20 protein-coding genes are annotated in these 21,343 nt (G+C 52.9%); 11 read left to right on the forward strand and 9 right to left on the reverse strand.

Going from position 1 to position 21,343, the window contains the following annotated elements; genetic code table 11:
- Positions 1 to 6: 6 nt before the first annotated feature.
- Positions 7 to 2,124 (reverse strand): TonB-dependent siderophore receptor, encoded by a 2,118-nt coding sequence (locus tag KGP21_RS15920; RefSeq protein WP_223535637.1) that lies wholly within the window; start codon positions 2,122 to 2,124, stop codon positions 7 to 9.
- Positions 2,125 to 2,449: 325 nt separating this feature from the next.
- On the opposite strand from KGP21_RS15920, the gene KGP21_RS15925 reads away from it, so the two are divergent.
- The 3 genes from KGP21_RS15925 to KGP21_RS15935 all read left to right on the forward strand — a co-directional run bounded on the left by KGP21_RS15925 (position 2,450) and on the right by KGP21_RS15935 (position 5,104).
- Positions 2,450 to 2,932, forward strand: coding sequence for a hypothetical protein (locus KGP21_RS15925; protein ID WP_037375999.1), 483 nt, complete (start codon positions 2,450 to 2,452; stop codon positions 2,930 to 2,932).
- A gap of 295 nt (positions 2,933 to 3,227) precedes the next feature.
- Positions 3,228 to 3,788, forward strand: a complete 561-nt coding sequence (locus tag KGP21_RS15930; RefSeq protein ID WP_021181189.1) for a 3'-5' exonuclease — start codon at positions 3,228 to 3,230, stop codon at positions 3,786 to 3,788.
- A gap of 122 nt (positions 3,789 to 3,910) precedes the next feature.
- Positions 3,911 to 5,104, forward strand: coding sequence for a multidrug effflux MFS transporter (locus KGP21_RS15935; protein WP_021806629.1), 1,194 nt, complete (start codon positions 3,911 to 3,913; stop codon positions 5,102 to 5,104).
- 2 nt (positions 5,105 to 5,106) lie between these two features.
- On the opposite strand, the gene dadX is transcribed toward KGP21_RS15935, so the two are convergent.
- Both dadX and KGP21_RS15945 read right to left on the reverse strand, forming a co-directional pair.
- On the reverse strand, positions 5,107 to 6,183 hold the full coding sequence (gene dadX, locus KGP21_RS15940; RefSeq protein WP_223535638.1) for a catabolic alanine racemase DadX: 1,077 nt from the start codon (positions 6,181 to 6,183) through the stop codon (positions 5,107 to 5,109).
- Between the two features lie 23 nt (positions 6,184 to 6,206).
- Positions 6,207 to 7,511, reverse strand: coding sequence for a D-amino acid dehydrogenase (locus KGP21_RS15945; protein WP_223535640.1), 1,305 nt, complete (start codon positions 7,509 to 7,511; stop codon positions 6,207 to 6,209).
- 526 nt (positions 7,512 to 8,037) lie between these two features.
- On the opposite strand from KGP21_RS15945, the gene KGP21_RS15950 reads away from it, so the two are divergent.
- Positions 8,038 to 9,573 carry a SpoVR family protein gene (locus KGP21_RS15950; protein ID WP_021806633.1) on the forward strand — a complete coding sequence of 512 codons (1,536 nt, stop codon included), beginning with the start codon at positions 8,038 to 8,040 and terminating at the stop codon, positions 9,571 to 9,573.
- 67 nt (positions 9,574 to 9,640) lie between these two features.
- On the opposite strand, the gene fadR is transcribed toward KGP21_RS15950, so the two are convergent.
- Complete coding sequence (gene fadR, locus KGP21_RS15955; protein ID WP_021181184.1) at positions 9,641 to 10,360, reverse strand: fatty acid metabolism transcriptional regulator FadR; 720 nt, start codon at positions 10,358 to 10,360, stop codon at positions 9,641 to 9,643.
- A gap of 243 nt (positions 10,361 to 10,603) precedes the next feature.
- On the opposite strand from fadR, the gene nhaB reads away from it, so the two are divergent.
- The 4 genes from nhaB to KGP21_RS15975 all read left to right on the forward strand — a co-directional run bounded on the left by nhaB (position 10,604) and on the right by KGP21_RS15975 (position 14,978).
- A complete protein-coding gene (gene nhaB, locus KGP21_RS15960) occupies positions 10,604 to 12,178 on the forward strand; it encodes a sodium/proton antiporter NhaB (RefSeq protein WP_021806634.1) in 1,575 nt (524 codons plus the stop codon).
- Between the two features lie 122 nt (positions 12,179 to 12,300).
- Positions 12,301 to 12,831, forward strand: coding sequence for a disulfide bond formation protein DsbB (dsbB, locus tag KGP21_RS15965; RefSeq protein WP_021181182.1), 531 nt, complete (start codon positions 12,301 to 12,303; stop codon positions 12,829 to 12,831).
- 669 nt (positions 12,832 to 13,500) lie between these two features.
- On the forward strand, positions 13,501 to 14,400 hold the full coding sequence (locus KGP21_RS15970; RefSeq protein WP_021806635.1) for a Kdo hydroxylase family protein: 900 nt from the start codon (positions 13,501 to 13,503) through the stop codon (positions 14,398 to 14,400).
- A gap of 140 nt (positions 14,401 to 14,540) precedes the next feature.
- Positions 14,541 to 14,978: a universal stress protein gene (locus KGP21_RS15975; protein WP_094981347.1), complete on the forward strand. Its 438-nt coding sequence runs from the start codon at positions 14,541 to 14,543 to the stop codon at positions 14,976 to 14,978.
- 232 nt (positions 14,979 to 15,210) lie between these two features.
- Here KGP21_RS15975 and KGP21_RS15980 read toward each other — a convergent pair whose 3' ends face one another.
- The 4 genes from KGP21_RS15980 to KGP21_RS15995 form a co-directional block, all read right to left on the reverse strand.
- Positions 15,211 to 15,657 carry a YcgN family cysteine cluster protein gene (locus tag KGP21_RS15980; protein WP_021181179.1) on the reverse strand — a complete coding sequence of 149 codons (447 nt, stop codon included), beginning with the start codon at positions 15,655 to 15,657 and terminating at the stop codon, positions 15,211 to 15,213.
- 212 nt (positions 15,658 to 15,869) lie between these two features.
- The gene (locus KGP21_RS15985) at positions 15,870 to 16,526 is read right to left on the reverse strand and encodes a fumarylacetoacetate hydrolase family protein (RefSeq protein WP_223497790.1); all 657 of its coding nucleotides are present in this window, start codon (positions 16,524 to 16,526) and stop codon (positions 15,870 to 15,872) included.
- An 89-nt stretch (positions 16,527 to 16,615) separates the two neighbouring features.
- Entirely contained in the window at positions 16,616 to 17,650 is a 1,035-nt protein-coding gene (locus tag KGP21_RS15990) for a lytic transglycosylase domain-containing protein (protein ID WP_371822023.1), read from the reverse strand.
- Positions 17,651 to 17,737: 87 nt separating this feature from the next.
- Complete coding sequence (locus KGP21_RS15995; protein ID WP_021806638.1) at positions 17,738 to 18,010, reverse strand: YcgL domain-containing protein; 273 nt, start codon at positions 18,008 to 18,010, stop codon at positions 17,738 to 17,740.
- A 135-nt stretch (positions 18,011 to 18,145) separates the two neighbouring features.
- On the opposite strand from KGP21_RS15995, the gene minC reads away from it, so the two are divergent.
- Genes minC through minE form a run of 3 tightly spaced genes read left to right on the forward strand, consistent with a single transcriptional unit; the run spans position 18,146 to position 19,949 of the window.
- The gene (gene minC / locus KGP21_RS16000; protein WP_021806639.1) at positions 18,146 to 18,838 is read left to right on the forward strand and encodes a septum site-determining protein MinC; all 693 of its coding nucleotides are present in this window, start codon (positions 18,146 to 18,148) and stop codon (positions 18,836 to 18,838) included.
- Between the two features lie 25 nt (positions 18,839 to 18,863).
- Positions 18,864 to 19,676 (forward strand): septum site-determining protein MinD, encoded by an 813-nt coding sequence (gene minD, locus KGP21_RS16005; RefSeq protein ID WP_021806640.1) that lies wholly within the window; start codon positions 18,864 to 18,866, stop codon positions 19,674 to 19,676.
- A 3-nt stretch (positions 19,677 to 19,679) separates the two neighbouring features.
- The gene (gene minE / locus KGP21_RS16010) at positions 19,680 to 19,949 is read left to right on the forward strand and encodes a cell division topological specificity factor MinE (protein ID WP_021181173.1); all 270 of its coding nucleotides are present in this window, start codon (positions 19,680 to 19,682) and stop codon (positions 19,947 to 19,949) included.
- A 234-nt stretch (positions 19,950 to 20,183) separates the two neighbouring features.
- On the opposite strand, the gene rnd is transcribed toward minE, so the two are convergent.
- Positions 20,184 to 21,305 (reverse strand): ribonuclease D, encoded by a 1,122-nt coding sequence (rnd, locus tag KGP21_RS16015; RefSeq protein ID WP_039996064.1) that lies wholly within the window; start codon positions 21,303 to 21,305, stop codon positions 20,184 to 20,186.
- Between the last annotated feature and the right edge of the window lie 38 nt (positions 21,306 to 21,343).

A 21,343-nucleotide genomic window follows, 5' to 3' on the forward strand; every position in this document is an offset into this window, starting at 1 on the left:
TAGCCGTTAAAAGTCATACCCCACGGTAGCGATAACTGAACGCCCCGCTCCCCAATAGCAGTAGCCAGTGCCATAGCAACCAGCAACATATTCCCGGTCCGTAAGGTTATTGGCGTTCAGCTGCACGTAAGCCCCTTTCAACGACGGTTTTACGCTGTCCAGATCCATGCGCACCGAAGCATCCAGCAGCGTGACCGAAGGAATACGCAGAGTATTCTCATTATCCGCCCACTGTTTGCCAATATAACGCACGCCAGCCCCCAGATTGATACCCAGCCCAGCCTTGTACTGCCCCCATAAAGAAGCCATCTGATTAGGCGCCAGGTATGGCGTATTGCCATCGTTACCGTCAACGGCGTCTTTGAATTTCACTTTGTTGTAGCTGTAACCGGCAATGATATTCAGGCGCTCGCTCACCTGACTACGGGCCTCCAGTTCAATCCCTTGTGAATGTACCTTACCGGCAGGCACATAGTAGCTGTCCTTCACCACGCGGTTGGCTACGTCATTCTGCGTCAGATCGTAGAGGGCAATGCTGTAGATCGAGCTGCTACCAGGAGGCTGATACTTCAGCCCGGCCTCATATTGCTCGCTGGTGGTCGGTTTGAGCAGATGCCCCTCTTTATCGGCCAGGACCGCAGGTGTCACCGCGGAGCTGTAACTCATATACGGCGAGAAACCGCTGTCAAAGTGGTACAGCAAAGAGGCTCGGCCCGTAAAGTGGTCGTCAGTACGGGCATCGGTAGAATCGGTATTCAGCACGGTATTCTTGGTTTCCAAACGGTCAACGCGCCCGGAAAGATTGAGATACCAGTTATAGAGGCTGACTTCGTCCTGCAGATAGACGCCGGTCTGCTCATAACGCCGTTTAGAATCGGTATGGCTGAGAATAGTGATATCTGGCCCGCCGGAAACGCCGGTGAACGGGTTCAACGGCGTGGCCGAACCAGACTCTTCCCACAGGTTATTGGTAAAACGTTGATAATCCAGCCCCAGCATCACCTTATGTTCCAACGCACCCGTCGCGAACTCCGCCGCCAGTTGGTTATCCACGGCATAAGCATCCAACGACGTATTGGAGCCGCTGTACCAACGGTTCAACTCGCTGCGGTCGGCGTTCCAGCCAATCTGGTAAACCTGCTCCAGCTCAACGTTGGAGTGGGTGTAGCTGGCGTTTTGACGGAATGACCAGACGTCGTTAAAACTATGCGAGAAGTCATAACTGTAGATTTGCTGCCAACGTTTAAACACATTGCGGCTGCTTTCCCCGTCAAAAAATCCCCGGCCCAGCTTGTCCCCACTGGTGGTATATATGCTGCCGTCCGACGGCACCGCGCTGTGGTAGCCACCGGAAGGATCTTTTTGCAGATTGGCCTGCAACAATAATGAGGTATTTTCATCCGGTTGCCACAGCAACGAAGGCGAAATCGCATAGCGCTCTTCACGCTGATGGTCATACATGGTGTCACTGGTGCGGGTAATGCCGGTCAAACGGTATGCCCACCGATCGTTCAGTGCCCCCGTCGAATCAAATGCACCGCCTTTGGTATTGTTGTTACCCGCCATCACATTGACGTGGTTTTCACTGGCAAACTGCGGCCGTTTGCTGGTCATCGCCACCAACCCACCAGGGATGCTTTGCCCATACATCACGGAGGACGGGCCCTTAATCACGTCAATGCGTTCCAGGAACCAAGGGTCGACCTGCAAAGCGTTATAACTGCCGCCGTCGCTAAGCAGTCGTAGGCCGTTCAGGAAGGTGTTATTGACGTCGCCACCGTGGAAACCGCGCAGAGCGATAGTTTCGTAACGCGTCGCGCCACCAGAGAAGTTAGTGAATACGCCTGGGGTATATTTCAGCGCATCGTTAACCGTCAAAGCCCCTTGGTCGCTCATCTGTTGGCGTGTTACTACGGAGACGGATTGCGCAGTGAGTATCAGGGGCCGATCCGTTTTAGTGGCCCCCTGGCTGGTGCTGGCCTCATAGCCATGCGTTGCCGTTTCCGCCGTATCGGCGGGTTTTGCCGTTACCACGAGGGTATCTTCAGCAAATGAGGTCAGTGGCAGGAAAATCGCTAACGAGCAGTAAAGATAAGAACGACTGGCAGGAAAAAACGCAGGCATACCTGTATTCCCCATGGGATCTATTGAAATTGCACCGAAAACGAACCGCGCTGGCAACGCTGGCCAGTTTGGCGAACAGAAGTCACGGTGCTCAGATGTTGTTAGATAACAAATACTAATAACAATGATAATTATTATCTTTACCATCAATGAATTCAAGTAGCAAAATACACTCTGGTGCTGGGCGTTTCAGGCGGGTTTATTGCCTTATGATTGGTACGTCATCTTGAAAAAAAACCTTTTTCTCAGCAGGTTATGCTGCTGAGCCGTTTAGTTTTCATTTAGCTTTTAAATGCTATAAATCTGGATAACTCAAGGAGAGTGCATGACTCAAACAGCAAATCCCATCTCAGCCCCCTCCAGAAGACTGAAAGTGGTCTATGGCTGGTATGTTTATACGGTGTATGCGTTACTGGTCTTTAATCTCTATCTGGCGGTATACAACACTTGCGTTCGCCACCCCTTTGAATCACCGTTAATCTCCATGGCTCATAGCCTGTTTATCGCTTTTCTGCTCAGCCAGATCCTGAAGAAACGAAGAGGGTTCAGTTGGGTATTGCTGATCTACTTTATGTCCATGCGCCTGTATTACGCCAATATCTTGCACACTGAGTTCTCCGCCGCCAGCCTGAGCCTGGTTTGGGTCGTCATGACAATGTTACTGGCTGGTACCCTAACCGTTAGGCAATTCAACGCTAACCAGGTGCAACAGGAATGGTTGGCGCGCTTTGGATGGCGCCAATGGGCCGTGTTAATCGGGATAACGGCGATATTGACGCTATTAGTCACCCGCGACTATCTGGGGTGACGGATGACGGTGGGATGTGAGGTTCAGAGATATCCACCACACGGCAAAGTTTACTTAAGTTTTGCGCGTTTTCGCAGATTTTATCGGTAACGTAAACGCCAAAATAGCCTAATACCAGCAGATAGCCGATCATACATAGAATAAAAATAAGTGTTCTCAACGCTAGCTACCAACTCTGCAACATGACTAAAGTCATCATACCGTGATCAGACCGTTTTCGCCTATTTCAAAGTCACTGGATATTCTGCCAGACTGTATGCAGTACCATCACTAGCTTGTTCAGCCTGGAGACCCCATGAACCATTTGATGCTAGATATTGAAACGCTGGATATTACCCCGAGCGCGGTGATCCTGGTGGTTGCCGGGGTGTTTTTTAACCCCAAGACCGGTGAGTTAGGAGCAGAATTTGAAGCGGCAGTGAACAGCCAGCAGGAACAACCGGGTCGGACAATCAGCCTGGATACCGTTGCCTGGTGGGCAAAACAGTCAGACGAAGCTCGTAAACTGGCCTTCGGGGGCAGCGAAAGTCTCAAGCGGGTCTTGACCAACCTGAGCCGTTTTATTCATATGCACAGCACCGATACGGTGAAAGTCTGGGGCAATGGCAAAGAGTTTGACTGCTCGATCCTGGAACATGCCTACCACCAGTTGGCAATGCCCTGCCCCTGGAAGTTCTGGGATACCCAAGACGCCCGCACTATCATTACGCTGGCAGAGTTGCATGGTTTCAACCCCAAGAAACAGCGTCCGTTTGAAGGCACACCACACCGGGCGCTGGATGATGCCAAACACCAGGCGCGCTACGTTGCAGATACCATTTCAGCGCTTTATTACCGCCAGCCCGCGGCAAAATGATCGCGCCAGGTAAAATCAAGCGCAAACGGTTTCCTGTCTTTCATCAATACGTTATCGCTTCCCATTTGCGGTTGGGATCTCTACTCTAGTTCTCTTTGTCATTCGGATGTGCCATTTTTGTTATGCAAAAATTTCTCTTTCTCCTGCTTAGCCTGGTGTTGCTCGGCCCTCTGGGAATCGATCTCTATCTGCCCACCATTCCTGCCATTGCCCTGGGCCTTAACAGCAGCGAAGCCTTGATCCAATCCACCATTTCGCTGTTTATTCTGGTGTTGGGTCTTGGCCAAGTGATCGCCGGTCCGCTGGTGGATAATTACGGTCGTAAGCCTGTGGCTATCGCCGGGATCCTGATTTATATGGTGGGCGCAGCCATGGCTGCGCTGGCGACAACGGCAGATATCTTTGTCGCTTCACGCCTGATGCAAGGCGTGGCCGTTTGCTGTACCGCCGTTGTAGCATTCAGTGGCGTGCGCGATCGGATGAATGGCGATGACGCCGCACGCGCTTTCGGTTTTCTCAACGGCACGCTGAATATCATTCCTGCACTGGCCCCGCTGCTCGGTGGTTTGTTGGCAGAAGCCTTCGGCTGGCGCGCCCCATTCTGGTTCCTGGTCGGTTATGCCGCGGTGGTATTATTGCTGGTCATCTTCTTCCTGCCGGAAACCCGCCCCGCTACTACCGTTGCCGTCAAAGGGCTGCCGGTACGCCAGTATCTGCGCATTCTTGGCGATCGCCGTTTTATCTCCTTTGCAGTGGTCAACGCCGGGGCGATGGGGATGGCGCTAACTTATGTTTCATTGGCACCTAACGTGCTGATGGGCACCGCCGGGCTATCACCGCTGCAGTTCTCTTTGGTATTTGGTGCCAACGGTTTCTGGATCATGCTGGTCAGCTTTGTCGCCAACCGCATCATTCACAAGATTGGCCGCCCTTTCTGCCTGGCGACCGGCGGCATACTGATGGGGTTAGGCTGTCTCGCTTTAGTGTTGGGGGTGGCACTACTGGGTGAAGCTGCACAAAGCCATTGGTTGGCTTATATCCTGCCCGTGGCCTGCGCCTGTGCCGGATTGGCTTTTGTCATGGGGCCGTCAACCAGCTATGCGTTGGAGCCTTACTCTAACGAAGCGGGCGTGGCTTCAGCACTGGTAGGTTTTATTCAGATGGCCGGAGGGGCCGCGCTGGGCCTGATCGCGATGGCGTTGCCGCTGCAGCCGAAACTGTCGCTGGCGTTGGTGATGTTGGTAGGTTGCCTGCTGGCGCTACACGCACGGCAGCGCAGCAAGCAAATCAAAGGGCAGTTGAAAAAAATCGGCTGAACTTATTTCTCAATAACAATAGGCACCCGTGCCGCCAAGGCTGTCAGCAGCTCGTAACCCAAGGTTCCGGCTGCGGCAGCCACATCATCGACGTGCAGATGCCTCCCCCACAGTTCGACGTCAGTACCAATAGTTGCCTGCGGGCACGGTGTCAGATCCACCGTCATCATATCCATGGAAACCGAACCTACGGTATGTGTCAGAACACCGTCCACCCAGACCGGAGTGCCGGTGGGCGCATGGCGAGGGTAGCCGTCCGCATAACCACAGGCCACGACGCCGATACGCTGCGCCCCACCAGCGGCATAACGCCAGCCATACCCCACCCGATCTCCCGCTTGCAACTGTTGGATGCCAATGATTTTGCTGCTCAGCGTCATCGCCGGTTGCAAACCGGTATCGGCGATGTCCTGCCAGTGGCCGCTGGGTGATGCGCCATAAAGTATAACCCCCGGCCTCACCCATTCCGCCTGCGTCTGCGGGTGCCACAAGGTGGCCGCCGAGTTGGCCAGACAACGCGGCAGATCAATCGCAGCAGTGGCGCGGTCAATCACGGCCATCTGTTCCGTTACGCCTTCAGGACCGTCGGCGGTGGCAAAGTGGCTCATTAGCGTTATCGAACCAATATTGTGCAACTCCTTTGCAGTTAACCAAGCACTGTGCAACCGCTCCGGGGCAAACCCTAGGCGGTTCATCCCACTGTTCAACTTGAGATAAACATCCAAAGGGGCCTGTAAACGCGCTTCGGCAATCGCCTGTAGTTGCCAGTCGCTGTTCACCGCCGCGGTTAACCGGTAACGATCGATCAGCATAAGGTCTGAGGGCTGGAAAAAGCCCTCCAGCAACAGAATCGGCCCCTGCCAACCAGATTCGCGTAGTAACACTGCCTCGTTCAGATCGAGCAAGGCAAAACCATCGCTATTCTCGGCCAGGCTGCGCCAGACGTGCTGCAAACCATGGCCATAAGCGTTGGCCTTAACCACGGCCCAGATTTTAGCCGAGGGTGCAAAACGACGAACTACCTGCAGGTTATTGGTCAACGCGGCCAAATGCAGCGTAGCGGTAATCGGGCGAGGCATGGGCTCTCCTATCAGATTGGGTTTCAGCGTGCCGGGTGCACGTCATTCAATGGAACAACAGGCCCCTGCCGAAAGTCTGCGCGGTAACGCGCCACCGCCAGATCGTCTGAAGCAATGGCCGGGGTAACCCCAGAGATCAAGTCGGCAAGCAACTGGCCGGAGCCGCAGGCCATCGTCCAACCCAAGGTGCCATGGCCGGTATTCAAATAGAGATTTTTCAGCGGGGTGCGCCCCACAATCGGCGTGCCATCTGGCGTCATCGGGCGCAGCCCCGTCCAGAATGTGGCCTCTTCAACTCGCCCACCGTTCGGGTATAGATCGCGTACCACCATTTCCAGCGTTTCACGCCGCTTCTGCTCCAACTGGGTATTGAAGCCAACAATCTCCGCCATACCGCCCACGCGGATGCGCTTATCGAAGCGAGTAATGGCAATTTTATAGGTTTCGTCCAGCACGGTAGAGAACGGCGCTGACGCTTCATCGGTTATCGGGATGGTTAATGAGTAACCTTTCAACGGATAAACCGGAATGGACACCAGATCGCGCAGTAGTGCGGTAGAATAGGCACCGAACGCCACAACATAGCTATCGGCAGTCATGATTTCACCATCACACTGCACGCCGGTAATTTTATCTCCTTCCACCAGCAAACGTTCAACGTTGCGGTTAAACAGGAAGTTGACTCCGGCCTGCTGCGCCAGCTTGGCCAACTGCTGGGTGAACAGTTGGCAGTCCCCGGTTTCATCATTCGGCAGCTGTAATCCGCCGGTAAGCTTGTGAGCAACCTGCGACAACGCCGGTTCGACCGTCGCCAACTGGCTGGCCTCCAGCAGTTTGTAAGGCACCCCGGCATCCTCCAGCACGGCAATGTCCTTGGCAGCGCTGTCAAACTGCTGCTGGGTGCGGAACAGTTGCAGCGTGCCGCCTTGACGGCCTTCGTACTGGATGCCGGTTTCCTGGCGCAGGGCTTTAATGCAGTCACGGCTGTATTCCGCCAGACGCACCATACGGCCTTTGTTAGTCATATAGTGGGCAGTATCGCAGTTTTTCAGCATCTGCCACATCCAGCGCAGTTGGAAACTGCTGCCGTCGAGGCGGACTGCCAACGGCGCGTGACGCTGGAACATCCATTTAATCGCCTTCAACGGTACCCCAGGAGCTGCCCAAGGTGCGGCGTAACCCGGAGATATTTGCCCAGCATTGGCCGCACTGGTTTCCAAGGCTGGCCCGGGTTGACGATCGATCACCGTCACCTCATGACCCGCTTTTGCCAAGTACCAGGCACTGGCAACCCCTACCACTCCGCTACCTAAAATAACCACTCTCATCGCTGACTCCAGCCCAAGGATCGATAAAGCACAATCTACCAATAACAGGAAATTAACTCAGTGGAAAAAACTACTCAACAAATCGTTTATTAATCGTGACAGTATTCACAATTATTTTATCGTTGATGCGCCCGGCTTTGGCAATAGCGGACATAAAATAACGATAAGATACTGTTAAAGCGCATTTTGCCGATAAAACAGGCTATTCGGCCCCCAAACACATCAGCGAAAATCGCCAGTGGCACCGGGATTGACAACCCACCCAATTTGGAACATAAATCTGTTTAATTAAATATTGCAGGTTAATAATTCCAACCATCCCCATTGGGCATCAGTTTCCTCTGCCTCGCGGTTCGAATGCCTGGTTGAGTGCCACCACAGGCCGCAAAGCTGGTTTACGCGTAGCAACCGCAAGTGGTTATCAGTACTCAGCACGGATGATTTCAAACGATTTATTACGACTTGGACTATCATTGTTAAAGGGTCTGCCAAAAGAGCCGACGCCGTTCATAACGAGGGTGCGCTGATGACTACTTCGACACAGAAAAAGGTTAAGGAAGATAAACGTCTGAGCGATGGACCGGACTGGACATTCGACCTGTTGCAGGTGTATCTGGAACAGATCGACCGGGTTGCCAAACATTACCGGCTCGACACCTATCCGCATCAGATCGAGGTCATTACCTCCGAGCAGATGATGGATGCCTATTCCAGCGTCGGGATGCCGATCAACTATACCCACTGGTCATTCGGTAAAAAGTTCATCGAAACCGAGCAGCGCTATAAGCATGGCCAGCAGGGGTTGGCCTATGAGATCGTGATCAACTCCAACCCGTGTATTGCCTATCTGATGGAAGAAAACACCATCACCATGCAGGCACTGGTTATGGCTCATGCCTGCTATGGGCACAACTCGTTTTTCAAAAATAACTATCTATTCCGCAGTTGGACCGACGCCAGTTCGATTGTCGATTATCTGCTGTTTGCCCGCCATTACATCAGCGAGTGTGAGGAACGCTATGGCGTGGAAGAGGTAGAAAAGCTGTTGGACTCCTGCCATGCGCTGATGAATTACGGGGTCGATCGCTACAAACGGCCACAAAAAATCTCGCTGGTGGAAGAAAAAGCCCGCCAAAAGAGTCGTGAGGAGTATCTGCAAAGCCAGGTCAACTCGCTGTGGAAAACCTTGCCGCGAGTCGATCGCGAAGCCCTGCCGGAACAGGCCGTGCGTTTTCCGCGGGAGCCGCAGGAAAACATTCTCTACTTTATGGAGAAAAACGCCCCGTTGCTGGAATCCTGGCAGCGTGAAGTACTGCGCATCGTGCGTAAAGTAAGCCAGTATTTCTACCCGCAAAAACAGACGCAGGTGATGAACGAGGGCTGGGCCACCTTCTGGCACTACAGCATCCTTAACCACCTGTACGACGAAGGGCGCGTGACGGATCGCTTTATGCTCGAGTTCTTGCACAGCCATACCAATGTGGTCTACCAGCCACCTTACAACAGCCAATACTACAGCGGCATCAACCCGTACGCGCTTGGCTTTGCCATGTTCCAGGACATCAAACGGATCTGCCAGTCGCCGACCGAGGAAGATCGCTACTGGTTCCCGGATTTCGCCGGCAAAGACTGGTTGGATACCCTGCACTTCGCCATGCGTGACTTCAAGGATGAGAGCTTTATCAGCCAGTTCCTGTCACCGAAGGTGATGCGTGATTTCCGCTTGTTTACCGTGCTGGATGACGATCGCAACAATTACCTGGAGATTTCAGCTATCCATAACGAAGCGGGCTACCGGGCGATACGTCAGGAGCTGTCGGCTCAGTACAACCTGAGTAACCACGAGCCCAATATTCAGGTCTGGAATGTGGACCTGCGTGGCGACCGTTCATTAACGCTGCGCTATATTCCGCAGGACCGTGCGCCATTGGATAAAAGCCGCCGTGAGGTGATGAAGCATCTGCATCGTCTGTGGGGGTTCGACATTATTCTGGAGCAGCAAAACGAAGATGGCAGCGTTGAGTTGCTGGACCGCTGCCCACCAAGGCCCAACGCGTTATAAGGCTGCAATATGACAAAGGGGCGCATACAGCGCCCCTTCAACTAACTGATTACGGGAATGACGCGAATTAACGACGCGCTTCTGTCAGATCGCTTGGCATAGTGCCCTGCATACTCTGCCAAATAGCCCCGCTCTCTTTACCGTAGTTACGCACGCAATCCATCACCTGATCGTACATCTTCTCATGACACAGGCTAGACAGTTTGTTGTAGAAGGTCAGTGCGAGTTTGCGCGCTTCCGGGTTGGAGAAGTAATAACGGCCAACGCGGGTATACAGCCCTTTCAAACCATTGAGGATCAGGCCGTAAATCGGGTTGCCTGAGGCAAAGGCCAAGCCACGGAAAATTTCATAGTCGAGCTGGTTGAAAGCATCCGCCTGATCGTCAACCAGCGCCGCTTTCGCCAACACTTCCTGCGCCTGCTCCGGGTGGTTACGCACCGCCGCACGGATAAAGATCGAGGCAATATTGGTCCGCACCGACAGCAGATTGTCGATCAGCTGCGGTACGCTGTTGTGATCGAGCCGGGCCAGGGTTTCCAGAATATTAAGGCCGGAAGTTTCCCAAAAATTGTTCACTTTGGTCGGTTTGCCGTGCTGAATAGTCAGCCAGCCATCACGGGCCAGTCGCTGCAGAACCTCACGTAATGTGGTGCGCGTGACGCCAATCAGTTCTGAAAGCTCACGTTCCGCGGGCAAAATAGAGCCGGGAGGGAAGCGGTTATTCCAAATACTTTCAATAATATACTCTTCCGCGAAACCGGCAGGACTCTGCGCCTTTATAACCATGTGTTTGATGTTCCGTAACGACGATAATCAGTAATTGTAATCGGCAGATCATACCAGATCGCCGGGGTATCACATAGCGCGAGCCAAAAACATTAAACGAAAGTGTGCATAAGCTGGCAAAAAGATGAAAAAAACCACTTCGCCGAAATTTCAGTCTATTAGGACTTCCTTATTTGCATCAGGCCCACTGCCGTTGTTAGGGTATGACGAGCCAACTCACTTTGAGGTTTCGCAAAAACAAGCATGGATATGACAATACGCTCGGCATTGGTAAAGAACTTTCTCGGGGCGTCCCCCGATTGGTACAAACTGGCTATCATCAGTTTTCTGGTGATCAATCCCTTGGTGTTTTTCCTGGTCAGCCCTTTCGTGGCGGGCTGGTTACTGGTTATCGAGTTCATCTTTACGCTGGCTATGGCGCTGAAATGCTACCCGTTACAGCCCGGTGGACTACTGGCCATTGAGGCAGTGTTGATCGGCATGACCAGCCCCGCACACGTCAGCGCGGAAATTGCCAGTAATCTTGAGGTGTTATTGCTGCTGGTGTTTATGGTGGCAGGCATCTACTTTATGAAGCAGTTGCTGCTGTTTGTATTTACCAAACTGCTCCTGAACATCCGCTCAAAGATGCTGCTATCGCTGTCCTTCTGCGTTGCCGCGGCACTGCTTTCTGCCTTCCTGGATGCCCTGACCGTGGTAGCGGTGGTGATTAGCGTCGGCACAGGTTTTTATTCTATCTACCATAACGTCGCCTCCAATCAGAAGACCGATATTAGTGACGATAGCCGCCTGGAAGATGCCGACCATAAACAGACGCTGGAACAGTTCCGTGGCTTTCTGCGCAGCCTGCTGATGCATGCCGGCGTGGGCACCGCTCTCGGGGGCGTGATGACCATGGTGGGCGAGCCGCAGAACCTGATCATCGCCAAAAGCGCCGGGTGGGGCTTTGGCGAATTTTTCCTGCGTATGACCCCCGTCACGCTGCCGGTGTTTATTTGCGGTCTGTTGGTTTGCCTGCTGGTTGAACGTTTTGCAGTTTTTGGCTACGGCACCAAACTGCCGGATCAGGTGCGTAGCGTACTGAAAGAGTTCGATCGCCAGGCAACGGCCAAGCGTAGCCGCCAGGAAAAAATGAAGTTGGTGGTACAGGCGTTAATCGGCCTCTGGTTGGTGATTGCCTTGGCCTTCCACCTGGCGGAAGTGGGGCTGATTGGCCTCTCGGTGATCATTTTGGCGACCTCACTGTGCGGCGTAACCGATGAGCATGCGATCGGCAAGGCTTTCCAGGAAGCCCTGCCCTTTACCGCGCTGCTGACGGTGTTCTTCACCGTTGTGGCAGTGATCATTGAACAGCAGCTGTTTACTCCAGTGATCCACTATGTGCTACAGGCACCGCCGAGCTCACAGCTTTCCCTGTTTTATCTGTTCAACGGTCTGCTCTCTTCCGTTTCTGATAACGTTTTTGTCGGTACGGTTTACATTAACGAAGCTCGGGCAGCATTGGCGGAAGGAGCAATTTCTCTGCAACAGTTCGAACTGTTGGCGGTAGCGATTAATACCGGCACCAATCTGCCTTCGGTAGCTACACCCAACGGGCAGGCTGCTTTCCTGTTCCTGCTGACCTCTGCTCTGGCACCGTTGGTACGTCTGTCTTATGGCCGCATGGTCTGGATGGCATTGCCTTACACGGTGGTGCTGACTCTGGTTGGCCTGCTGTGTGTGCAGCATACTCTGGCACCGGTAACGGACCTGTTTACCCAATGGCAGTGGCTAATGCCGCTACCGCTTGACGCAACGGCCCCAATCGCTGCACATTAGCCGCCATAACCGTCCCCGCAAACGACGATATTTTTCACTGAATCGTCGTTAGATAGCTGGCAGCGGGGATGAATTGGTTTACACTGCCGGTTCAATTGCTTACTGCATGGAAGAATATAGATATGTTGCAATTCTTTAACCGCTGCTCGCAGGGGCGCGGTGCTTGGCTGTTGTTGGCTCTGACTGCATTGGTACTGGAGTTGGCCGCCCTCTATTTTCAGCACGTGATGCTGTTACAGCCTTGCGTAATGTGTATCTACGAACGCGTCGCGCTATTCGGGATTTTGGGAGCGTCGCTGCTTGGTGCATTGGCACCGAAGTCGCCGCTACGCTATGTGGCGATCCTGTTGTGGATATACAGCGCCTGGGAAGGCCTGCAGTTAGCCTGGAAACACACTATGATCCAGCTGCATCCATCGCCGTTTAATACCTGTGATTTCTTTGTCAGCTTCCCTTCCTGGCTGCCACTAGACAAATGGGCGCCAGCGGTGTTCCACGCGTCCGGTGACTGCTCGGTGCGTCAGTGGCAGTTCCTGTCGTTGGAAATGCCACAATGGCTGGTGGGGATTTTTGCTGCCTATTTGCTGATCGGGATTGTGGTTCTGCTCAGCCAATTTGTCCGCCAACGTAAACGCGATCTGTTTGGCCGCTAACGCTAGAACATCGCAAAAACGGCGCCTAAGGGCGCCGTTTTTTGTTGCTACTGACACCCTATCACCAGGCTTACCGAGTAGGACCGCTGCATGCTGCGGCCGTTTGGATAATCAATGGCATCGTGTGTGGTGGGTAAGCAACATCAAGTATGGGTAAAGTAATACACGAGCACGATCAGTACTCCGGCCACGGCAAACAGGCGTACCATCTTCATCATCACATTCTCATCATAGGCGGAGGTGCCGACAAGCTACCTAAGATTTTGTTTAAAAAGAAGCGTACACCAGGCGATTACCTCGTAATTTACATAACATTAAGTTTTGTTGCGATTCCCCGCTGATATACCGTCCAACCTTTGGTAATTCATCCCTTTCAAACACAGATATATTGGCTACACTTAATCACTGATTGGCCGTTTTTCATTCACCGTATTAATACTTTAGGGCGGGTACTAATAAAATGATGACATATATAAGCCACTCCCCTCATCCACCCTGATTTATTTCCTCTCTCGTTTAACTTTTGTTTAACCTGACCGCCCGGTTAGCACACGATTTCGGCTATGCTCTACATGATAAAACGCCTACGTCTACCAGGGCAGCAGGCGCTCAAACACTGAACAGTCGCAGCCAAAAAGATAGACAGAGTATTTTGAGCAAGGGATCACTATGTTAGAAAATAAAATCAATCCGCAATCGGCCATCACGACGCTGCCCTATTTAGACTGGAATGCCACCTATTCTGCTACTTTGGATGCCGTAGCCGAGTTGGAAAGCGGCAAGGTACTCTATTTCCCTCATCTGGCCTTTAATCTGACCGACGCGGAAAAAACCTTACTCACTCCAGAGTTGGTCGATCCCAAACGCAAGAATATTAGCTATCAGCCTGAACAGCAAAAGCTGACAGGGGTTGCCCTTGAGGCCAAACGCGAAGCGGTACATAAATTAATGGCTCGGCACTATCAAGCCTGCCAGCATTTGATCAATTCCGTCCTGCCCGAATATCGGCACGCAGTGCAAATGCCCACCAATAGCCTGCGTCTGCACCCGATCTCTGCATGGACAGCCTCGACTTCATGGCGCAAGGACGACCGCCGCCTGCATGTCGATGCGTTCCCTTCGCGCCCCAATTATGGCAACCGTATTTTACGCATCTTCACCAATATCAACCCTCATGGTGAAAGCCGCCAGTGGCGCGTCGGGGAGCCGTTCCCTGAGCTGGCGCAACGTTTTCTGCCACGCCTGAAGCGTTATTCGCCCTTTGCCAGTTGGTTGCAGGATAAAGTGGGTATTACCAAAACGCGCCGTAGTCACTACGATCATCTGATGCTGCAAATGCATGATGCGATGAAGGCAGATAAAGACTATCAGGAAAGCGGCCCCCAGCAGGCGGTTGAATTCCCCCCAGGAAGCAGCTGGATCTGTTTTTCCGATCAAACTCCCCATGCCGCCATGGCCGGGCAGTATATGCTGGAACAGACCTTTATTTTACCGGTGAGCGCCATGAAAACCCCGCAGCATGCGCCGCTGAACGTCTTGCAAGCGTTGTTACACAAGCCATTGATATAGAAAGCCTGTCTTTTCAGCCGATCCGCGGGTTATTCGCTGGATCGGCCATAACTTCGATCTGTGTCACCCCATTTGGGCAGCAAATTTGGTATATTAATCACGCAGTAGTATGCACATCACCTACTCATTATGGAGGTTGTATGTACAAGACTATATTAGCGCCCATTGATTTGGCTGAAATCGAGTTAACACAGAAAGTCATTCCCACGATTAATTCACTGGCAAACATCGACTACCCGCATATCCATTTTTTCGCCGTCCTCTCCCCTATGCTCTCTTATTATGAATATGGGCTATCGCACCCCGAGCGGTTGCTGCCCAGCGATGATGAGCGGATACAGATTGCACTGGCGGAGTTAAAGAAAGCCGTTACTGCTTTTGATATTCCGGAAGGCCGAGTGCACTGTTCGGTAGAGATCGGCGCGCCACGGGATCGGATTTTGAATTTTGCCGATGAGATCAACGCCGATTTGATCGTTGTCGGTTCGCGAAGGCCTAGTATCACTACCTTCTTGCTTGGCACAACGGCATCATCAGTCGTCAGATATGCCAAAACCTCGGTCCTGGTGGTGCGATAAGGCCGCAGACTACGTTCTAAAAAGCGCTAGTAATACGTAGCTGTACGTAATAGTGCTACAGGAGGGAGCCATGCAGAACGCCGACACGCCGTGAATCCATCCCTGGAGGCTCGTATCGCGCGTCCATGCGCTCAACGGTCGGCTAACCTGCATGGCTCCCTCCTGACTTAGCTTACGGTGTTGCGGTGACAAGCGTAATTATTTGGCCACAGTTTCTGGTTATAGCAGCCACTTACCTGGCCCAGCTAGGTTTGTTGAGGATATGGTCCTGCCAATCCACGACTTCGCTTTCACGCACCGCGATATGACGTACGGTAATACGCTCACCGTGCATTGCCGCTTTTGATCCGCTGACCAACGGGTGCCAGTCGAACAAGGGTTTGCCCTCGCCGATCAGGCGATAGGCGCAGGTTGGCGGTAGCCAGTCGAACGTGGTGAGGTTTTCGCGCGTCAGCTTGATGCAGTCTTCTTCCAGCTCAAAGCGGCGCTCGTAGTTGCGGCACTGGCAGGATTTGATATTGAGCTGATCGCAGGCCACGTTGGTGAAGTAAATCTCATCGGTATCTTCATCGATCAGCTTGTTCAAACAGCATTGCCCACATCCGTCGCACAGCGATTCCCACTCTGCCTCAGACATTTCGTCCAGCGTCTTCTGTTGCCAAAAAGGGAGTTGTGACATATCGACTTCCGAAAATAGGTAAATGAACAAACCACCTGCAAGCAGGTTCAAGGGGGCACACTATATAGACACTCAGCGCAAAAGGAAACGTTTCCCCGGCTGCCCCTGCCTGCCGCAACGACATCCAACGTGGATAATAACAGTGTAAGTGACCAAAGAGGTTTCTGCCTGCAACACCCGGAAGGCCCGGCAGGCAGAAAAATAAAGCGGGATTAAATCACTCGGGTGCTGAGGGTCTTACCGTTAAGCGAGATTTTCAGCATATCGCCAGAAACCATTGGCCCGACTCCTTGAGGAGTCCCGGTCAGAATGATGTCGCCCGCACGCAGCGTGAAGAAACGGCTCATATAGGCGATCAGCGGCAAAATGGGATTGATCATATCACGGGTATTGCCCTGCTGACGCAGTTCGTCATTGATCGACAAAGACAGCTCGGCATTTTGCGGATCGCCAAATTCAGCCACCGGAATAAAACCGGAGATCGGGCAGGAGCCATCAAATGCCTTGGCTTTTTCCCAAGGTTGACCCGCCTTCTTGAACCCGGCCTGCAGATCGCGCAAGGTCAAGTCCAGCGCCACGCCATACCCCGCAATGGCACGGGCCACGCGATCTTCATTGGCCTGCTTTAACGGGGTGCCAATCAGCACCGCCAACTCGACTTCATGATGGATCGACCCCAGCCCCTTGGGGATCGCTACCGGTTGACGAATATCACACAATGCCGTTTCAGGTTTGATAAACAACACCGGCTCAGACGGGGTTGCACTCCCCATCTCCTTGATGTGATCGCTGTAGTTGCTGCCTACGCAAACCACTTTGCTTACCGGGAAATCAAGCAACGCTCCTTGCCAGTCTCTATGTTGATACATACCGCCTCTCCAACCACAGTGTAGGGGCCAGATAACCTCAGCCCATGATACATACGGGGTGCCATTCCAGGCACCGGGTAGTTACCGACCTATTGACCGATACCGTCGGCCATCATTCCCACGCTGATCGCGAAATAATACGAACGATTCCAATGCATGAGAGTACGGAAGTTATCATAAACCAAGAATGCGCGTCCTTGCATATCATCTGGAGCGATCACCCAACTACGCAGGCCAGAGACTGGCAAGGGTGAACCCTCTGCTAACACCACCCCTTTGGCCGCCCACTTCTCTTCGCTATGCCCCTGGGAGTCTTTCAACCCTAGTTGTTCAGCGTTGAATTGCGCGGGCAGTTTGACTTCACGACCCCAACCAACCCCAGGTTGCCAGCCTTCGGTAGCCAGGTAGTTGGCGGTAGAGGCAAACACATCGTCGAGATTATTCCAGATATCGATTTTACCGTCGTCATCCCCATCTGCGGCATAGGTCAAAAACGAGGTTGGCATAAACTGGCTCTGCCCCATCGCTCCCGCCCAGGATCCCTTCAGGTTGCCCGCATCAACGTGGCCCTGGTCAATAATCTTTAAGGCCGCCATCAGCTGTTTGGTAAAGAACGCTTCGCGCCGGCCTTCAAACGCCAGCGTCGCCAGGGCAGAAACAACGTCTTCCTTACCCTGTATCTTGCCAAAGGCGCTTTCCATACCCCATAGCGCGACAATATATTGCTCCGGGACGCCATAGCGCGCAGTCACTCGCGCCAACCGTGGCTGATATTGCTGGCGCATCTCGCGGCCCCGCTGGATTTTCCAAGCAGGCAGCACCCGGCTGAGGTAATCATCCAGCGTGATTTTCTTTTCCAACTGATTGCGATCGGCATTAATCACCCTATCGACAAAATGCGCGTTGGCAAAGGCAGCCTCAACGGTAGCCGCAGGGATACCCTGCTTGATGGCCCGCCGCTTCAGTTGTTCCACATAGGCCGGGAACTCCGCGGGATCACGCCCGGTTTCGGCCAGCGTACTCCCGGCAGGCGGTGCAACAGGTGCAGACGCAGGAGCCGCCCCCACCTGTTTAACGCAGCCAGCCAAAAGGAGCAGCGTTAGCATCATCGACATCTTCTTCATGATTTTCCCTACCCGTGACGACCTGCCGCCAGATGCAGATGGTGCTTAAAAGCTGGCGTTAACACAGGGTTGAAAATCGACGCCCGGTTATTTGTTGGCGTCAGACAAATGAAGGTTTAATAGGTTTTCCACCGGCGGTGGGAACTGCAGATAAAACCCTTCCTGCTTTAGGGCTTCTTTCACCTTCTCGATATCCGCTGAAGCCAATTTCTTACGCCCGTCAAGCGACAGCATCATGGCATACTGCGGCGTGCCAAAACTTTTCATCAGATCTTCCGGCACCCGAGAGAAATCGTCTTTTTTTTCGACATAAAGATAAGTCTGATCGCGCTTGGCGCTTCTATAGATGACACAAAACATTTTTAAAACTCTATTTAATTGAGGCAGCGTCTTGCCTGGATATAACTCTGACTATAACATGCTTATAGTACTTCGGAATATCGCACCCCGAGTGGTATTCCGGGGATTTAAGTTGCTGAGACTGAGTCAGGATAGATGTCACAATCGCCAATTGAGCTAAAAGGCAGCAGTTTTACCCTATCGGTGGTTCATTTACATAATTGCGAACCCGAGGTAATACGCCAGGCACTGCAAGAAAAGGTGGAACAAGCGCCCGCTTTTCTCAAAAATGCCCCTGTTGTTATTAATGTTGCTACGCTTAACGGCGACGCAGACTGGAAAGAAATTCAACGGGCGGTCACTGCGGCTGGGCTGCGCGTGGTCGGCATCAGCGGTTGCAAAGATGAGCGGCAGAAGCGGTCCATCGCCCGCGCCGGTTTGCCACTGCTCAATGAAGGCAAAGGCCAGAAGGCGGCCCCGCAGGCTCCGGTGATTGCGCCGGTCCCTGATAATGCCCCAGCCAAAACGCGCATCATCAGTACTCCAGTCCGTTCAGGCCAACAGATTTACGCCCGTAACAGCGATTTGATCGTCACCAGCAGCGTCAGCGCCGGTGCAGAACTGATTGCCGACGGCAATATTCATATTTACGGTAGCATGCGTGGCCGCGCACTGGCTGGCGCCTCTGGCGATACCCAGTGTCAGATTTTTTGCACGCACCTGGGTGCTGAGCTAGTCTCTATCGCAGGGCAGTACTGGTTGAGCGATCAGATCCCGTCCGAGTACCTCGGGCAGGCAGCAAGGCTCAGCCTGTTGGATAATGCTTTAACCATACAACCTTTAAATTAAGCCCTTTTGACAAGGAATCCATTTCATGGCACGCATTATTGTTGTTACATCGGGTAAAGGGGGCGTTGGCAAGACCACATCAAGTGCGGCCATTGCGACCGGCTTGGCCCAGAAAGGCAAGAAAACCGTGGTGATCGACTTTGATATCGGTCTGCGTAATCTTGACCTCATCATGGGGTGTGAACGCCGGGTCGTTTACGATTTCGTGAACGTTATCCAAGGTGACGCCACGCTGAACCAGGCGTTAATCAAAGACAAGCGCACCGACAACCTCTACATTCTGCCCGCTTCGCAAACCCGTGACAAAGACGCCCTGACCCGTGAAGGCGTGGAAAAAATACTCAGCGATCTCGACGAGATGGCCTTCGAATTTGTGGTTTGCGACTCACCTGCAGGGATCGAATCCGGTGCCTTGATGGCGCTGTACTTTGCCGATGAAGCCATCATCACCACCAACCCGGAAGTGTCTTCAGTACGTGACTCCGACCGTATCCTGGGCATTCTGGCTTCCAAATCGCGCCGTGCCGAGAGAGGGGAATCCCCGATCAAGGAACATCTGCTGCTAACCCGTTACAACCCGGGCCGCGTCAGCCGTGGCGACATGTTGAGCATGGAAGACGTGCTGGAAATCCTGCGTATCCCGCTGCTTGGCGTGATCCCGGAAGATCAGTCGGTATTACGTGCCTCTAACCAGGGTGAACCTGTTATTCTTGATAGTGAGTCCGATGCCGGTAAGGCCTATGACGATACCGTTCACCGCCTGTTAGGGGAAGAACGCCCGTTCCGCTTCATCGAAGAAGAGAAAAAGGGCTTCCTGAAACGCCTTTTTGGGGGATAAACCATGGCTCTGTTAGACTTCTTTCTGTCCCGCAAAAAATCGACAGCCAGTGTAGCCAAGGAACGGCTACAGATTATCGTCGCAGAACGTCGTCGTGGGGACAGCGAACCCCACTATCTGCCTGATTTAAAGCGCGATATTCTAGCGGTAATTTGTAAATACATTCAGATCGACCCCGAAATGCTGCACGTGCAATTCGAGCAGAAAGGGGACGATATTTCGGTACTTGAACTTAACGTGACGCTACCGGAATCGGAAGAAACACCTAAATGATTGCGATGCAATGAGTGCCCCCTGTATATTTTTATACAGGGGGTAACTGTATATTCGTCCAGTTATAAACGCGCGTGCAAAAATAAAAACTCCGCACTATTGAGACGACTCTCAGTTCTTTTTGACACCACTTTCTTTATGGTGAAGGCTGGCGATTAATATTTTCTTCGCCTTATTTTTAGCGAGATAAAACGGAACAGTTTGATTTAAACTGCCCCGCCCGATCTTTAACGATTAATAATCCTGTAGGATCGCCTGCAACGGCGCGGCCAATAGCTCACCACGCCAACCACTGATTAACTCAGGCTGTGACTCGCTCTCTTTCAATTTCCAGTGCCAATTCAGCAACTGGTTAATCTGCCGCCGCGAAGCTAGCAGTTCGACGCTAAGGCCACTCTGCTCACTTACCAACGTAATGGCAGCCTTAATCTCCTTGAACACTTTCTTATAGCCAGGATGATCGACCAGGTTACTCAACGGTGCCGGCAAGGCTGATTCTTCGAGAGCGTTAGCCTCCGCCACCAGCGCCACCAGGGTTTTACCATGATAGCGGATCTCCGGACCACTCAGCCCCAGCGCCTCCAGTTCACCCAGCGAACCCGGCATATAGCGCGCCACGGCCCATAGGTTCTCTTCACGCACGACAAAGTTCACCGCCAGATCGCGTTCACGCGCCTGACGTAAACGCCACTCGGCCAGTTTTTGCAGGCAAGCCAACTGACGCGGACGTAACTGCCAGGCATTGGTGATTTCGCGATAGGCCAATTCCGGCGCCAGCGCTTCACTGCGCCGTTGGCAGAGCAAACGGCACTCGTTATCGGCTGCAGCGGTCCAACCCGCCTCCTCGGTCTCCTGCACCAGTTGCTTGGCCATCGGCAACAGGTAGAACACATCAGCTGCGGCATAAACGCATTGGCGCTCGGTCAATGGCCGCGCCAACCAGTCGGTACGCGATTCACTCTTATCGAGATCGACCTTCATGTACTCCGTCACCAGCTTGGCAAAGCCACAGGACAGCGTATGGCCGCTGAAGGCCGCCAGGATTTGGGTATCGACCATCGGTGTCGGCAGCGTCTTGAAGGCGTTCAGAAACACCTCAAGATCTTCACTACCAGCGTGCAGGAATTTCACGACGGCGGTATCGGCCAGCAGGTCGATAAAGGGTTGCCACTGCTTGATGGGGAGAGGATCGATCAGGGAAAGTTGTTCACCATCATATAACTGGATCAGGCCTAACTGCGGATAATAGGTACGCGTGCGGACGAACTCGGTATCCAGCGCCACCTGGGCGTAGTTTCTTGCCTGCTCGCAGACCTGCTGCAATCCGGCGTCGGTAGTGATCAACTGATAATTCAAAACATCATTCTCTTGGTCATTTTTAGGATTCAAACACA

Origin of the sequence: Serratia sp. JSRIV004 (assembly GCF_019968705.1) — a bacterium.
Lineage (GTDB): Bacteria > Pseudomonadota > Gammaproteobacteria > Enterobacterales > Enterobacteriaceae > Chania > Chania fonticola_B.